The organism is Gordonia sp. KTR9 (assembly GCF_000143885.2).
Taxonomy (GTDB): Bacteria; Actinomycetota; Actinomycetes; order Mycobacteriales; family Mycobacteriaceae; genus Gordonia.
The window spans coordinates 150,824-165,723 of record NC_018581.1 but is presented as its reverse complement, the minus strand read 5'-3'; the positions used below and the strand labels follow the sequence as shown (position 1 = coordinate 165,723).

The window sequence follows — 14,900 nt, the reverse complement described above, 5'->3', positions numbered from 1 at the left end:
CTAACGATCCGGGCGGTCGAGCGTCCGTACCCGTTCGCACGCGCCGCGACACTCTGCGGCGTCCGGCGCACCGTACAATCTGCCGGGTGCAGGTGCGGTGGCTCAGCGCATTCCTCGATTTCCCCGCCGGGGTGTTCGGCAGCGAGGTGACCTTCTGGCGCGCGATCTCGGGCAGTACCGTCTCCCCGCCACGGGGCGAGCATCGAGAGTTCGCGTCGCTGGAACCGTTCTACGGCGACCCGCACCTGCGGGTCCAGCGGATCGACGACGGCCCGGGCGGAGTCCATCTCGACATCCACACCGACGACCCGCACACCGCCACCGCGGAGGCCCTCGCACTCGGCGCCACGCTCGTCAACGACGCCGGCACCCACCTCACACTTCGGTCGCCCGCCGGGTTCGTGTTCTGCCTCGTGCCATGGGAAGGCGAGACCAAGCGGTCACGCCCCATCCGATGGCCCGGTGATGCGATCAGCATCATCGACCAGCTGTGCATCGACATCCCCGCCGACATGTTCGACGCCGAGGTCGGGTTCTGGACCCGATTGACCGGCTGGCCGACCAGATCGCGGAATCGACCCGAACTGATCGCGCTGCGGCGCGACCCGGCGGTGACCCTCGGAATCCTGTTGCAGCGCAGGCAGGATGAGCCGCAGGACGACGGGCCGGCGACCGCCCACCTCGACATCGCCACCAACTCCGTCGCCGACGAGGTCGCCCGGCACGAGGACTGGGGCGCGCGCGTGATCGAGCACTATCCGCACTGGACGACGATGGCGGATCCGGTCGGTCGCCCCTACTGCATCACCTCACGGAACCCGCGCACCGGCGACTGAGTCGCGGACCCGCTTCGGTTCGCAGTTGGCATCCGCAGGTGACCCGGCGTCCCGGTCACCGGATACCGGCCGTGAACTCGCGAAGCCGGTCGACCTCGACGTCGACCTCGCCGCGTTCAGCGGCGGTCACCGGACGCAAGAATTCCACGACCGGAATCTCTTCTGCGTCGAGAGACCATGTGCCGGCGAGGAATCCGTCGACGAAGAGGAAACCGGGCGACCGGCCGTTGGCGGTCACCGTGCGCCGGAACATCTCCGGCTCGGCGACCCGGGCCCGGTCGGCCTGAACGCCGATCACGTGATCGAACGGGGCGATGAGCCGGACAGGTGCCGGCGTGTCCGGGTCGGCGAGTGCCAGACCGTCGAGGTCGTAGAGCACGTCACCGTTCGGCCCGGCGAGCCGGACGAGTTCCCAATCGGCTTCCAGCTTTTCGACGAGGGGGCGCAGCCGGGTGAGCCCGGACCAGGTCTGGATGGACTTCACGGTCGCCGGTCCGAACCCGCGCAGATACAGCCGGATCAGGTCGGCCCGGGCATCGTCGTCGACGACGGCCGGCTCGCCGGGCCCGGCCCACTCGGCGAAGATCCGGTAGGTCGGTCCGCCCCGACCCCGCCACAGCCCGCGCGGGGGAACCTGGACCAGCGGCAGGCCGCAGCGGGCGATGGCGGTGAGTGTCGACGGGTTCTCGGCGGGATGGCGGGTGGCCAGTTCTCTCCCGAGTTCGGCGCCGGTGAGTTCCCGGCCGGCGAGGAGCTCCTCGGCGGACGCGAGAACTCCCGCCGGATCGGCATCCACCAGTTTCGGCGCGTGGATGTCGGTCAGCTCGCGTCGCAGCGTCGGATCGGCGAGCGGCCGAATCCAGCGTGCGTCCTCGGCGTCGATGAGGAAGATCGTCGACCGCAGCAACGCCATCCGCACGACCTCACGGTCGGTGAGCAGCCCGTCCAGCTCGATGGGATCGAAATCCTCGATGCGCGACCACAATCCGAAGAACGCCGCACGCGGGTCCTGTGATTGCAGGCCGACGCAGCGGTCCAGTACCTCGATCGCGTCCTCGGCGACCCGGTCGAGCAGGTGCTGGCGTTGCAGCAGGGTGCGATTCCACTGGCGCAACGAGATCTCTTCGGTCACCGCACGTCTCGTCGAGCATGAAGTCGGACGACTCGGCCGGGCACCGCGTGTCAGCCCGGATAGACGACGCCGGTGGCGGCGTGGCAGCGGTACCCGTGGGGATTCTTGGCGAGGTACTGCTGGTGGTGATCCTCGGCGTAGTAGAACCGCCCGTCGCCTGCCTCCGCGAGCAGTTTGATCTCGGTGGCGATCGCGCCCTCGCCGGCGGCATCGAGTGCGGTCTGGAACGTCGCGGCGGTCTTCCGGACGGTGGCCAGGTCCTCGTCGGTCAGGGCGTACACCGCCGACCGGTACTGCGTTCCGATGTCGTTGCCCTGACGCATCTCCTGCGTCGGGTCGTGCGACTCCCAGAAGATCTTCAGCAGGCCCTCGAGATCGGTGACGGCCGGATCGAACACCACCAGCGTGGACTCGGTGTGTCCGGTCCGGGCGGTGCACGTCTCCTCGTAGGTCGGGTTGGGCGTGTAACCGCCCGCGTAGCCGACCGCGGTGGTGTGGACGCCGGGGACCTGCCAGAAGATCTCCTCGATACCCCAGAAACAGCCACCGGCCAGCACGATCGCGGCAAGACCGTCGTCGAATCCCCCGATGCCGTGCACGTACGTGCCGTCGGACTCGGGCCGGCCACGCATCGGGGTGCCGAGGATCAGGTGCTCGCCGGGGACCGTGATCTCGGAGCTGCGGCCGGGCAGGGCGGCGTCTGCGGCGACGAGATCCTGTTTGCGTGAGCCGGCGGCGAAGAGCTGGTCGAGCCAAGACATGCGCCAAGTCTACGCGCGGGAGAGGCCGCATCAACGAGACGACGAGTTGAGCTGATCGTCCGAGTCTGCCTATGATGGCGATCACATCCGTGACATTGTGATACCGATCACGTCCACGTCATCCCGGTTTCTCGACGGGAGGGATGTGCAGCCGATCACGGAACGAAAGGCGACGATGGCGACGCACGCGACCGGAGATCTCCGACGCGCCCCAGGGGTCGGGCGTACCGCTCCGCGCGCCAACTACGACGTGGCGAGGAGTTGCCGCACAAGCGCCCTGACCATCCTCGCGCTCGTAGCGGTCTTCGTTCTGCTCATCCTGATCTGAGCGCAGCGGACTCGACGCGGCCCAGACGCCGCTGCTCCCTTCGCTCGTCGTCACCGATTCGCGTTGAAATCTCAACCGCACTTGATGTTTCTTGGGTCGCGCTTGTTGCAATCACCCATGCTCTGCGGAAGGGTGGAACCATCCGCGTGGCGCCCGGCCGAGTCGTCGGACCCACGCGTGGACAGGGAAAACGAGTAGCACCTCAGAGAGGAACATCGTGGCTGATTACACCTTGCCGGATCTCGATTACGACTACGCGGCACTGGAACCGCACATCTCCGGCAGGATCATGGAGCTCCACCACAGCAAGCACCACGCCACCTACGTCAAGGGCGCCAACGACACCCTGGAGAAGCTGGCCGCGGCCCGCGACGACGACAGCATCGCCGGCAAGGTCTACGGACTGTCCGCCACGCTGTCGTTCCACCTGGGCGGTCACACCAACCACTCCATCTTCTGGAAGAACCTGTCGCCCAACGGCGGCGGCGAGCCCGACGGCGACCTCGCGGCCGCCCTCACCGAGCAGTTCGGTGGCTTCGACAAGTTCAAGGCCCACTTCACCGCCGCGGCCACCACCCTGCAGGGGTCGGGCTGGGCGATCCTGGGCTACGACACCATCGGTGGCAAGCTCGTCATCCTGCAGCTGACCGACCAGAGCGGCAACATCCCCGCCGCCATCATCCCGGTCGTCATGCTCGACATGTGGGAGCACGCCTTCTACCTCGACTACCAGAACGTCAAGCCGGACTACGTCAAGGCGTGGTGGAACGTCGTGAACTGGGCCGACGCCAACGAGCGTCTCGCTCGGGCGAAGAGCCAGGGCAGCGGCCTGGTCGTCCCGGCCTGATCCTCGGTTCGCCGAACATCAACGGCGCCGGTCACCTTCGAGTGACCGGCGCCGTTTGTCGTCTGATCTACCGCAGACCCACTGGCCGGCCTGCTCCCTGAGGAGCGTCCGGAGCTTGCGGAGGGCGCGTCACGAAGGGTCTCGCAAGGCAACTCACCAGACCCTTCGTGGCTCGTCGCTGATATGTAGTGCTGCTTTGTCAAGTTCCATGGCGAGTTGGCCTCCTTGCTAGGGGGCTGTAGTGGGGGTTGGCCACCCGCCGCGGTGTGTGGTGGTCGTTACTCGCGACGGTGTTGTCGGACTGATATACGCGGGTTGGTTACCGCTCAACGGTGTTCGACAGGAGATGAAAACGCTGACCGACGGGTCTATGTAAGCGTGCGTACCGTGCACCCAGAGGTGCTGGCGCACATAGCGACGCCGTGGATTCGTTCCCTGTTCACCACAGCACAGTCGCGGCGGGTGGCCAAGATTGTGTGTCAGTGCTGGTTAGTCGTCGAGCACCGCCAGCGACCAGCACCAGCCGGCGAGCTCACGAGCGATCGCGGTGTTGGCCACGCAGGGATGTTTGCTGCGGCGGTCGAATTGTTGCCAACGCTTGTGTAGCCGTCGGTTGCCGGCATGGCCACGGGCGCGGGCCGAGGGTGAGGCGGCCTCCCACCGACGGCGCATGGTCTGTCCGGGCGTGCCGTAGGGCCGCCGGTGTTGCCAGGCCGCCTCGACCAGCAACCGCCGCACGTGGGCGTTCCCGGCCTTGGTGATCGATCCCTGACTGCGGGTACCGCCGGTCGAGTATTCCGAGGGCACCAACCCGGCGTAGGGGCCGATCGTGGCGCCACTGAACCTCGACCAGTCGCCGATCTCGACGGCCAGAGCGAACGCGGTCAGCGTCGACACACCCCGCAGACATGACAATCGGGTGACAACAGCCCGCCACGGATCGGTGGCCGCGGTCTGTTCGATCAGCTCATCGAGGCGGTCTCGGCGTGCGGTCACGCTCAACACCGCGTCCAGGTCGTTGTCGAAGGCGGCTTGCAACAGCGGCAGCTCGAAACGTTGACGCTGCAGCCACTGTTGATGAACACCGGTCCAGGGTTTCCCGCCGGAGTAGACGATCCCCTGGCGCAGAAGCAGTTTGGACAATCGATGCCGCGCCCGCATCAGGTCGCTGCGAGCGTCCTCGCGGGCGCGGACCAGATCACGGGCCGCTTCGGTACCCTCCTCGGGCACACCGACCGCGACTACCTCGCCCAGGCGCAGCAACTTCGCCAGGTGCGCAGCGTCTCGGGCATCGGTCTTGACGCGGTCCCCGGCTGGCCGTTGCAGCTTCGAGGGCGCGGCAACCACACACTCCATCCCGGCCGCAGTGATCGCCCGAGCCAATCCGAAACCCGTCGGACCGGCCTCGTAGGCAACCCGCACAGGCGGAGCCAAGCTGTGAAGCCAGCTCACGATGGTCGCCGCATCGGGAACCAACGTCTCCCGAATCACGTTGCCGCTGTCCTCATCGATGGCGTGAGCGACCACCGAACGTGCGTGAACATCCAATCCGACACTTGTACCCTGAACAATCACCGGAGGCCTCCTGATCTGCAATGTGGTACTACCGCCGAGTGTGAACTCAGCAGCAGCAACCCACGATGTGTTTGCAGCTTGAGGCCTTCGGCCCCAAGGCCCTCATACCGTCTATCGCTCCTCGCACCTCAGGGAGCAGGGGTTATGCGGTTCTTTCGGATTAGGGCGCAGTGGATGTGTGATTCTTTCGGATCGAGAACGGAACCAGTCACAGGATGAGCGTCACCACTATCGCCACGGCGCACGCCAGCACGATGATGCTGAGCGCCAGCACATCTGCGCGCCCGGGACCGGCGTGGTGGGCGGTCAGCCGGCCGGTGCCGCCGCGGGCGGTGATCGCCTCGGACATCTCGGCGCTGCGTCGGAGCGCCGAGGACATCGCCGCCGTGATCAGGTCCATGATCCCCATCTCCGCCGACGGATGATCGCTGCGTCCCCTGGTGGTGGGACGCAGGCGATGCGCCGCGCGCAGCATGCGCAACTCCTCGATCAGCAACGGAAGACCCCTGAGGCACAACGCGATCGCCACCGCCCACTCGTCGACGGGCAGCCGGAGCCACCGCAGCGGGCGCATCAGCCGCGCCAGCGCGGGCGCCACATCTGCCATCGGGGTGGTCCAGATGACGAGGATCGAACTGGCGACGAGGACGAGGGCAAGCGTGATCGCACGCAGGAACACCAGGGCACCGGGAATGCCGGCGAACGACACATTGAACGCGACGCCGATCCCGATCAGTCCCCAGAACCACCACGGCGGACGCGGTATGGCGCCCAACGGGATTCCAGCCACGAGCGCGGTGATCACGACCACCGCGGCGACCATCCCGAGCGCCGGCCACGACGGCAGCACCCAGGTCATGATCCCGAGGATCAGCACAATCACGAGCTTGGTCCCCGCCCACAGCCGGTGCACGAACGAGCTGCCCGGCACCTGCCGCAGGGGGACGGTGCGCATCGTCATCGGATTCCTCCGTCCCAGCCGGTCGCCTGGTCGATCATGTGCTGCGAATCGGGTAGCAGCCGGCCGTCGACGAGCCGGACCCGTCGCGTACACACCGACTCCAGGGATTCGAAGTCGTGGGAGATGATCACGATCGTCATGCCCTCGGCCCGCAATCGGGCCAGCAGGGCGACGATCTCCTCGCGGGCCGGCGGATCGAGACCGGCCAGCGGCTCGTCCAGGACGAGGAGATCGGGGTGACGCGCGATGAGGCCCGCGAGCACGACACGTCGCATCTGCCCGCCCGACAGCGCGTCGACCTTGGTGATCGCCATCTGACGTGGCAGCCCGACGAGTTCGAGCACGCGGGCGACCTCGGCGGTGCCCACCTTCTCGCCGCCGGCCGCCATGATCTCGTCGGCGACGGTGACCTTCTGCAGCTGCAGCCGTGCGTGCTGGAAACCGAGCCCGACCGCGCCGACACGCTCGGCCATCGGCGTGCCGGCATCGAAACCTGTTCCGGGATTGATCTTTTCGTGGGTATCCAGCAGACGGCACGTTCCGGTCCCCGGTGGGAGCAGTCCGGCCATGATCCACGCGAGGGTCGTCTTGCCCGACCCGTTGCCGCCGACGATCAGCAGCCCCTCGCCGCGGTAGACGGTCAGCGAGATGTCCTCCAGCGCGACGACCTCCCACGGCGAGCCCGGCAGATGGGCGTACCCCACCTGGTCGAGAACGAGTAGCGGCCCACCGATCCGCGAGGTCGGCGCGGGCGGCGGCGACGGACGCATCGCCTGCGCCGGCGCAGCCAGGTCGGCGTCGGGACTCGGCATCCAGTCCGGCGCGTGCGGCACCAGGCGCCCGGAGTCCAGATGGATCACCCGATCGGCCGCCGCGGCCTCGCTGCCGCGATGGGTGACCAGGACGACGGCGATCCCACGGCGCGCCGGCAGACCGGCGAGCAACGCCAGCAGTTGTCCGCGACCCTCCGGGTCGACCATCGAGGTCACCTCGTCGGCGATGAGGAGTTGCGGGTCCCGCGCGAGCGCGCCGGCGATCGCCAGCCGCTGCTGCTGGCCGCCGGACAGGTCTGTGGTCTCCCGGTCACCGAGGCCGGCGAGTCCGACCTCGGCGAGCAGCGCCTCGACATCGACGTCGACGCCGGGCGGCAGACCCCACACGACGTCGTCGGCGACGCGAGAACCCAGCATCTGGATCTCGGGACGCTGCAGGACGAGAGCGGTCCCGCCCTGCGCACCCAGACCCGGCAGGCCCGGCCGGTGGACCGTACCCGTCGTCGCGGGCCGGCCGGCGATGATCTTGGCCAGCGTCGACTTCCCGGACCCGTTGGCGCCGACGACGGCGACGAACTCACCGGGATCGATCCGCAGGTCGATACCGTGCAGCACCGGGCGGGCCTCGGGCGAGTACGCGAATCCGACGTGGTCGAAGACCACGGGGAGCGGCGCGATGCCCGAATCGTGGGGCGCACCGGCGGACGTGGCCGGAGCAGACCCCGACCGGACGGCGTCGAGAGTGTCCTCACTCGGCACATCTCGCAACCGCCCGATGACGGAACCGAGAATCCACCACGCGACGACGAGCGAGATCGCGGTGCCCACGGTCCCCGACACCCAGACCCACACCCACCAGTGGTCGGCAATGCTCCGGCTCATGGCGTCGAGCCCATCGGCGACGCCCCCGGTCGGGCCCCATCCGTGCAGCCACTTCGCGACACCGTGGATGGAGTTGGTCATGGCCTCGATCGTCAGCTCGCGCAGGGGCACCAGCACGAGCAGGATCAGCACGGAGATTCCGCCGAGCAACGGCGACGCCACGAGTGTCGCGACACCCAGGACGCCGATCCCCCGGCCCCGGCGCTTGATGTCGCCGACGAGCCCTCCGACCAGCGCGGAACCCAGGACGGTCGCCATCGCGCCGGTCCCCGCCATCGCGAATGCGACCGCGGTGGTGGCCACGGTGGCGGTCACGAGGGCCCGCGGCCGGGTGCGCGCCGCGATGAGTGCGAGCGGCACCGGGGCGAGCAGTCCGGCCGCCTGGGCCAGCGGGATGACCGACGCGATGACAACCGCCGCGACGGTCAGTCCGCCGAAGATCGCGACGGACGCGAACTCCATCGGACGCAGCGGGGGCGAGTTCTTCACCGGTCCAGTGTGCCTGGTGTCGTCGCCCCCACCGGCGGGGACAGCGCCCCCGAGCCGCGGCTGTCGGTCGTTCGCATGTTAAAGATCCATCACAACACGGTGATTCGAGTTGTCGGCGTCTCGCTGCGGGTGGATGGTCTTTTCACCCGGGTCGGCCATCGGTCCCCAGTCCGTGGACCATCGGCGAGGTCTCGCCCGGGCCGGAGGAGGACATGATGCAGTCGATTCCGATCGGTCTCACCCCGTTCCAGCAGGAGGGCACCCTGAACGGGATTCTCATCTCCGGCCGCTGGCCGGAGTCGACGCTCGAGTGGACGCAGACACTCGTGGCCTCGGTCCGGATCGCCTGCCGGCCGGGTTTCCTGTCGACGACGACGATCTTCGGCGTGGTCGAGCAGCGTCCCGAACAGGGTGAGGCGGACGCCGTCGGCATGATGGTCGCGATCGGCAACGTCGTCGACGACAGCTTCGTCGAGGCGGGCCGGTTCCTGAACAATCCGCCGGCTCTGGTCATGTTGCATCCGCCCTCGCAGACGCGCCCGTCGCTGCCCGAGTGCTCACAGGTCGCCTCCGGGTGCGTGCTGCTGCCCGGTCTCCCCGAACTCGGGCTCGAGCACCGGGCGGGCTGGGCCGAGGCGGAAGCCGACGGGACCGTGGTCAACCTACGCAATCAGGTGGGGATCGACCCCAACGCCGACCCCGACACCGCGGTGCTCGCGATGCTTCTCGCAGCGTAGGGCGCCGAGGCTCCCCGAAGGCGTTTCGACGGGCCGCCAGAGCGTTCGATCACGGGCACCCGAACATTTGATTTTGATGCCCCGACCTGTGGAAATACGGGCATTCGACGAGTTGCACCGGCGAGTTCGGGCTGACTAACCTGGCGTCCGTGATTGCTGCCCTGCTCCTGAGCTTCGGCGTGATCTTCGTCGCCGAACTCGGGGACAAGTCACAGCTGATGGCGATGACCTATGCCCTGCGCTACCGCTGGTGGGTCGTCCTCCTCGCGATCACCGTGGCCACCACCGCGGTGCACGCGGTCTCGGTCTTCTTCGGCCACTTCCTCGGACTGTCCATCCCCACCGCACTCCTGACGATCCTCGCCGGACTCGCGATGCTGATCTTCGGCCTGTGGACCCTGCGGGGCGACCGGCTCGACGACGAGGAGTCCAGCCGGGCGACCCGCGTCGGCGCCTCGGTGTTCTTCGCGGTCATGTCGGCGTTCTTCCTCGCCGAACTCGGCGACAAGACCATGCTCGCGACCATCACACTCGCCACCGACAACGACTGGCTGGGGGTCTGGATCGGATCCACGCTCGGCATGGTCGCCGCCGACGCACTCGCCATCGGGGTGGGCGTCCTGCTGGGTCGCCACCTCCCCGAACGGGTCATCGCCATCGGAGCGGCCGTCCTGTTCTTCGCCTTCGCGACATGGCTGATCGCTGACGGGCTGATCGGTGCGTCGGTACCCGTGATCGCCGGCACCCTCAGCGCTGTCGTGGTCATCACAGGAGTGGGCGTGGTGTTGATCCGCCGCGAGAACCGCCTCCACGTCCAGGAACGCGCCCGAGCGCTCGTTCGGTAGAACCGAGGGCTGATCGAGGGTCCTTCACGACACCTGACTATCGTGAAACTGCAGCATGAGCCGGAGCGGCGTCGCCGACGACGGTGACGCGGCCGGCAGGAGAACGGGTCGGGTACCGCGAAAGGATCACTCACACATGGACGTTTCAGGCGCTTCCGTACTGGTCACCGGCGGGGCTTCGGGCCTCGGCGCCGCCACCGCACGGCGTTTCGCCGCAGCCGGCGCCCAGGTCTTCGGTCTCGACCTGCAGGCCTCTATCGACAAGGCCGCGCCCACCGACGGTGTCACGCTGATCGCCGCCGACGTCACCGACGAGGCTCAGGTCCAGGCCGCCATCGACACCATCGCCGAATCCGGGGCGCCGTTGCGCGTCGCGGTGAACTGTGCGGGCGTCGGCTGGGCCGCACGGATTCTCGGCAAGAACGGCCCCCACGAACTCGACCTCTTCCGCAAGGTCATCGACATCAACCTGATCGGCACCTTCAACGTCATGCGTCTGGCCGCCAACCGCATGCAGGAGGAATCCACCATCGACGGCGACGGCCAGCGCGGCGTCATCATCAACACCGCATCGGTGGCGGCGTTCGAGGGTCAGATCGGCCAGATCGCCTACGCGGCGTCGAAGGGCGGCGTGCATGCGATGACCATCTCGGCAGCACGCGACCTCGCGCGCATCGGTGTGCGCGTCTGCACCATCGCCCCCGGGACCATCAGCACCCCCATGCTGGCGGGCGTGACCCCCGAGTTCCAGAAGACCCTGGCCGAGGCCATCCCGTTCCCGCAGCGTCTCGGGGAGCCCGACGAGTACGCACAGCTCGCCGAGTTCATCGTCACGCACAACTACCTCAACGGCGAGACCATCCGCATGGACGGGGCCATCCGCATGGCCCCGAGGTGACCTGGCGACCCCGTCGCGCAGGAGCCGGCCGGCCGATCACCGGTCGGCCGGTTCCTCGACATCCCGCAGCGCAACCACTGCGCGGGCCAGCCTGACCAGCGGAGCGGCGTCGGCCTCGAGTCCGTCGCCCTCTGCCGGGGCCAGGTCTCGGACGGCGCCGCCGGCGCCGTCCCGCGGATCGTGCTCGGCGACGGCAGCGCGCAACAGCCGCGCCTGCACCTCCGGTTCGGCATAGGAGAACACTGCCGGAATCCGAGGACTCAACTGGGTCAACGCGTCCCGGGTCTCGACGACGCGCCGATGCAGGCGTGTGGTCGGCGCCAGTCGCCCGGCGTCGGGTAGCACCACTTCCGGGACCGCGTCGGTCACGAGTCGCCACAGGGGCAGCAGTTCGGTGTCGAGCCGTCGACGGCGCCGGTTGGCGGCGACCGTCTGTATCCGCGCGTAGACCATCGGGTAGCTGATCCCCATCAGGAACGCGACGACACCGACGACGGCGACGACCCGGTTCGTCGTCAGAAGCCACGGGGACCGAACGACATTCGTCGCGGACACGACCACGAACACGACCTGGCAGACGGCGCCGATCGCAAGACACGTCAGGCCGGTCATCAAAAGACCAAGGGACACACGGAGATAGCCGTCCGCCGTGGCGTAGAACTTGCGGACACTGTTCACGCACGCGATGAAACCGTAGGTCAGGTAGCCGCTGGCGATCAGCATGAAGAGCGCGAAACCCCAGTTCTGAACGGTCCATTCGTCGATCGTCGCAGTGCGGATCTCGACCGGGATGACCAGCATGGTCACCTGCAGACCGACGAGGGCCATCACGAGCGGCAACGCCTCCCACCCGGCCCGACGTTCGCGCGTGACCTGTCCGGGGAAGAAGAACACCACCACGAGCGCCGCGACCCCGATCGCGAGGAGTGCGTAGAACGCCACCCTGGACAGGCCGGCGAACCCGACCTCGTTCAGCACGTCGGCAACCGAGTCGTCGACGACGACGAACGCAAGGGTCAGCGCCGCGACGGCAACCATCATCGCCAACGGCTGCAGCCCCCACCCGGCGCGCCGGATCTGATCGAGACGCCAGCAGAACGCGAAGGCGAAGACGACCGCGGCGACCGCATTGACCGCGCCGATCCCGACGTCCACACCCGACGCCAGATCGACCGACGACGCCTGGACCTCGGATGCAGGGACGCCCCACGACACCGGATGGACCGTCGGGCCCCCGCCCGCGACAGTGATCACGCCCAACAGGGACTCACATTCTCACCGCGGTCGCAACCGGCCGGCATGTCACAACCATCCCCGGTGGCCGCCGAGCAGTCGCTGCAGGCCGCGCAGTTCGTCGTGCGCGGCGGTGCTCCCGACGCCGGTGCTGGCGTCCTCGGCCCAGCCGAGGATCAACGACGCCAGCATCTCGGCTTCCCACTCCGCGTCGTCGGAATAGCACGTGCGCCGGAGCGCGGCCGAGGACTCGTCCTGCGTCAGAGCGGCGATGCCCTGGGCCGAAGCCTCCCCCAGGACCTGGTGGCCGGCGACCAGATGTCCGAACTCGTGGATGACGATCTGGTCGCGGTGCAGCCGGGACGTCTCGGCCTGGTGGAAGAAGTAGTCCGCGTCGGAGGCAGCCAACCAGATGCCGTTGGGCACACCGGCGGGCAAGGGATGCGCGATCAGCCGGATCGGCCGGCCGCGACGCTCGCCGTATCGGTCGCACAGTTGAGTGACGTCGAGGGGCAGATCGAGATCCAGCCCCTTCAACGTGGTGCGGCACAATGCACGCAATGCGCGCTCTGATCGACGCATGGCCTCATCGAAGCACGAGCGCCGTCGGGGCCGCGACCCACCCACGGCGGTCGACCTCTCGGGCCTGTCCGGGCCGACACCCCTCGGTCCGGACTGATCAGGCTCCGCGAACGCCTCGGTCGCGGTCAGTCGTCGCTGTTGTCCCCGACGACGCGCAGGCGCGAATCGGCCGACGGCTTGCTGTCACTCAGGCCGGCTGCGATGACGTCCGGCGGGTCCTTGGGCAGGCCCTGCTGCTCACGCAGCACCTTGATCAGCTCGTTGACCACCGTGACCGAGTCACTCGACAGCCCGGCCAGACGGAATGCCGCCAGTTGGACGTTCGTGTCGGCCTGCAACCGCATCAGGTCGATCTCGTCGCGGGTGCGCTGCGCCGCCCGATCCTCGAGGAAATAGTGCACGTCGACCCCGAAAGCGGCCGCGATGCCCTCGACCGTGCGGAACGACGGGGACTTGGCCTTCCCCGATCGCAACTGGCTCAGATACGACTCGCCCAGCCGGAATCCCCGTTCGGTCGATCGTGCCGCGATCGCTTTCGCGCTGTACGCCCGGCCGTTCGGCCCCGGAACAGTGCGGAACAGCTCTTCGAGCCGCCGGGCGAAGAGCCCGGGGTCGAGAGCATCCGTGTCCGTGGTCTTCGAACGATCGGTGTCAGTGCGTCCGGTGTCGCCCATAGGCTTCTCCGCCCCTCCTGAAGTCATGACACTCTTCTCCGAAATGCAAAATTTGAATTTGCAAGCATTAAAGCCCGCTGTACACGGCCATTGCAACGATCGGTACGATCAGAAAGTACCGGACCGCCGCACTCGGCGCGTATCACCTGTGAAGATGGTGTAACGATCGATAGTGTGGCGTTCTTCACATTCTTGGGGGTCATGGGTTGCCGACACGGATCCGGCGGGTGAACATCTGGCTCCGACCCGGAGCGGGCGGCGGTCTGCCCCGCGGTGTCGGCGGCGTTGTCTGTCCCCATCGACTGTACGCCTGACGCCATGACCCACCGTCTCCCTTCCGGCCCGAATGCCGGCAGCAGGCCACGCGGCCTCGCCGTCCTCTTGGTCGTCATCGCCGCGATCGCCTTCATCGCTCTGGCGCCCGGTGTCGCGTCGCCCGCGCCGTCGGACCCCGGCGCGTCCGGGTCCGACTCGGCCGGTTCCGCCGACACGGATGCCGACACCGACACGGACACGGACACCGATGCGGACACCGATGCGGACACCGACGTCGACGCCACCGACGACGAGGACTCCACCGACACCGACGAACCCGGCGGCTCGGCGACCACGGATCCCGAGACCACCGATCCTGAGACCACCGATCCCGAAGACACCGACGAGCCCTCGTTGCCGTCGTTCCCCTCGGGATGCGAGTGCGGACCGACGCCGACGACCGGCACATCGGACCCGACGACGGAGACCACCGAGACGACCGAGACCAGCGACACGACGACAACAACGACGACCGACGATCCGGACCCGACGAGCACCGAGCCGACGAGCACCGAGCCGCAGACCTCGTCCGGGAGCGACGGCGAGGGCGGCGTCACCGTCAGCCGCACCCGCGAGCCGGAGGCCGCCACGCCGACCTCCGACCACGACGACGCGGGCGGGTCCGATCCAGCAGGGGCACCCGCGGAATCCGGGCCCGCGAGCGGCGACGTGCCGTCGGTTGCGCCACCGAGCGGCGGCGGGTCCGCAGGGTCATCCGGAACGCCTCCGTCCTCGGGTCCGGCGGGCGAGTCGGGGGCCGACCGCCCTTCTCCCGACGCGGAATCCGACGACACCGACGATTCGCAGACGGTCGCCGGTGCGCAGGAACCGCCGGCGGGTCCACCTCAGGCGTCGACCGGTACTTCGGGTGGTTCGACGTTGACGTCGGTGCGGAAGTTCGTCCTCGGGGTGGCGCCGGGCGCGCTGCTCCTGCTGGGTGCCGTCGCCCTGTTCGGCAGCGGGTCGTTCCTCGACTCGTTACGGTCGATGCGTCCCTGAGTCGTTCCCGGCCGGTTCGTTCCCGGCCGGTTC

The 14,900-nt window shown here is 68.2% G+C and carries 15 protein-coding genes; 7 read left to right on the top strand and 8 right to left on the bottom strand.

Annotated features, from left to right (window positions below; all coding sequences use genetic code 11):
* Nucleotides 1–86 precede the first annotated feature (86 nt).
* Entirely contained in the window at nt 87–836 is a 750-nt protein-coding gene (locus KTR9_RS01525; RefSeq protein WP_010843978.1) for a VOC family protein, read from the top strand.
* Between the two features lie 55 nt (nt 837–891).
* On the opposite strand, the gene KTR9_RS01520 is transcribed toward KTR9_RS01525, so the two are convergent.
* Nucleotides 892–1,968 carry a winged helix DNA-binding domain-containing protein gene (locus KTR9_RS01520; protein ID WP_014924912.1) on the bottom strand — a complete coding sequence of 359 codons (1,077 nt, stop codon included), beginning with the start codon at nt 1,966–1,968 and terminating at the stop codon, nt 892–894.
* Between the two features lie 50 nt (nt 1,969–2,018).
* Entirely contained in the window at nt 2,019–2,729 is a 711-nt protein-coding gene (msrA, locus tag KTR9_RS01515; RefSeq protein ID WP_014924911.1) for a peptide-methionine (S)-S-oxide reductase MsrA, read from the bottom strand.
* Nucleotides 2,730–2,874: 145 nt separating this feature from the next.
* Between msrA and KTR9_RS01510 the strand changes: the two genes are divergently transcribed.
* A complete protein-coding gene (locus KTR9_RS01510) occupies nt 2,875–3,057 on the top strand; it encodes a hypothetical protein (RefSeq protein WP_055477220.1) in 183 nt (60 codons plus the stop codon).
* 217 nt (nt 3,058–3,274) lie between these two features.
* Entirely contained in the window at nt 3,275–3,904 is a 630-nt protein-coding gene (locus KTR9_RS01505; RefSeq protein WP_010843982.1) for a superoxide dismutase, read from the top strand.
* Between the two features lie 489 nt (nt 3,905–4,393).
* Here KTR9_RS01505 and KTR9_RS01500 read toward each other — a convergent pair whose 3' ends face one another.
* The 3 genes from KTR9_RS01500 to KTR9_RS01490 all read right to left on the bottom strand — a co-directional run bounded on the left by KTR9_RS01500 (nt 4,394) and on the right by KTR9_RS01490 (nt 8,584).
* Entirely contained in the window at nt 4,394–5,479 is a 1,086-nt protein-coding gene (locus tag KTR9_RS01500) for an IS110 family transposase (RefSeq protein ID WP_014924910.1), read from the bottom strand.
* Between the two features lie 208 nt (nt 5,480–5,687).
* Nucleotides 5,688–6,440, bottom strand: coding sequence for an energy-coupling factor transporter transmembrane component T family protein (locus KTR9_RS01495; RefSeq protein WP_014924909.1), 753 nt, complete (start codon nt 6,438–6,440; stop codon nt 5,688–5,690).
* Complete coding sequence (locus KTR9_RS01490) at nt 6,437–8,584, bottom strand: ABC transporter ATP-binding protein (protein WP_148281133.1); 2,148 nt, start codon at nt 8,582–8,584, stop codon at nt 6,437–6,439. The genes KTR9_RS01495 and KTR9_RS01490 overlap by 4 nt, the downstream gene beginning before the upstream one ends.
* Before the next feature lie 215 nt (nt 8,585–8,799).
* Here KTR9_RS01490 and KTR9_RS01485 point away from each other — a divergent pair, with 215 nt between their 5' ends.
* The 3 genes from KTR9_RS01485 to KTR9_RS01475 all read left to right on the top strand — a co-directional run bounded on the left by KTR9_RS01485 (nt 8,800) and on the right by KTR9_RS01475 (nt 11,064).
* Nucleotides 8,800–9,321, top strand: a complete 522-nt coding sequence (locus KTR9_RS01485) for a hypothetical protein (RefSeq protein ID WP_014924907.1) — start codon at nt 8,800–8,802, stop codon at nt 9,319–9,321.
* A gap of 149 nt (nt 9,322–9,470) precedes the next feature.
* Nucleotides 9,471–10,166 (top strand): TMEM165/GDT1 family protein, encoded by a 696-nt coding sequence (locus tag KTR9_RS01480; protein WP_014924906.1) that lies wholly within the window; start codon nt 9,471–9,473, stop codon nt 10,164–10,166.
* Between the two features lie 136 nt (nt 10,167–10,302).
* Nucleotides 10,303–11,064: an SDR family NAD(P)-dependent oxidoreductase gene (locus tag KTR9_RS01475; RefSeq protein ID WP_044507485.1), complete on the top strand. Its 762-nt coding sequence runs from the start codon at nt 10,303–10,305 to the stop codon at nt 11,062–11,064.
* Nucleotides 11,065–11,100: 36 nt separating this feature from the next.
* On the opposite strand, the gene KTR9_RS01470 is transcribed toward KTR9_RS01475, so the two are convergent.
* The 3 genes from KTR9_RS01470 to KTR9_RS01460 all read right to left on the bottom strand — a co-directional run bounded on the left by KTR9_RS01470 (nt 11,101) and on the right by KTR9_RS01460 (nt 13,580).
* Nucleotides 11,101–12,279: an MAB_1171c family putative transporter gene (locus KTR9_RS01470; protein WP_014924904.1), complete on the bottom strand. Its 1,179-nt coding sequence runs from the start codon at nt 12,277–12,279 to the stop codon at nt 11,101–11,103.
* 87 nt (nt 12,280–12,366) lie between these two features.
* On the bottom strand, nt 12,367–12,879 hold the full coding sequence (locus tag KTR9_RS01465; RefSeq protein WP_014924903.1) for a hypothetical protein: 513 nt from the start codon (nt 12,877–12,879) through the stop codon (nt 12,367–12,369).
* Between the two features lie 125 nt (nt 12,880–13,004).
* The gene (locus KTR9_RS01460; RefSeq protein ID WP_014924902.1) at nt 13,005–13,580 is read right to left on the bottom strand and encodes a helix-turn-helix transcriptional regulator; all 576 of its coding nucleotides are present in this window, start codon (nt 13,578–13,580) and stop codon (nt 13,005–13,007) included.
* Nucleotides 13,581–13,871: 291 nt separating this feature from the next.
* Here KTR9_RS01460 and KTR9_RS01455 point away from each other — a divergent pair, with 291 nt between their 5' ends.
* A complete protein-coding gene (locus KTR9_RS01455) occupies nt 13,872–14,867 on the top strand; it encodes a hypothetical protein (RefSeq protein WP_044505629.1) in 996 nt (331 codons plus the stop codon).
* Nucleotides 14,868–14,900 lie beyond the last annotated feature (33 nt).

Excerpts from the sequence above, each read along its gene's own strand:
- msrA (WP_014924911.1), bottom strand. The coding sequence starts at position 2,729 with ATGTCTTGGCTCGACCAGCTCTTCGCCGCCGGCTCACGCAAACAGGAT.
- KTR9_RS01495 (WP_014924909.1), bottom strand. The coding sequence starts at position 6,440 with ATGACGATGCGCACCGTCCCCCTGCGGCAGGTGCCGGGCAGCTCGTTC.
- KTR9_RS01485 (WP_014924907.1), top strand. The coding sequence starts at position 8,800 with ATGCAGTCGATTCCGATCGGTCTCACCCCGTTCCAGCAGGAGGGCACC.
- KTR9_RS01475 (WP_044507485.1), top strand. The coding sequence starts at position 10,303 with ATGGACGTTTCAGGCGCTTCCGTACTGGTCACCGGCGGGGCTTCGGGC.
- KTR9_RS01465 (WP_014924903.1), bottom strand. The coding sequence starts at position 12,879 with ATGCGTCGATCAGAGCGCGCATTGCGTGCATTGTGCCGCACCACGTTG.
- KTR9_RS01460 (WP_014924902.1), bottom strand. The coding sequence starts at position 13,580 with ATGACTTCAGGAGGGGCGGAGAAGCCTATGGGCGACACCGGACGCACT.
- KTR9_RS01455 (WP_044505629.1), top strand. The coding sequence starts at position 13,872 with ATGACCCACCGTCTCCCTTCCGGCCCGAATGCCGGCAGCAGGCCACGC.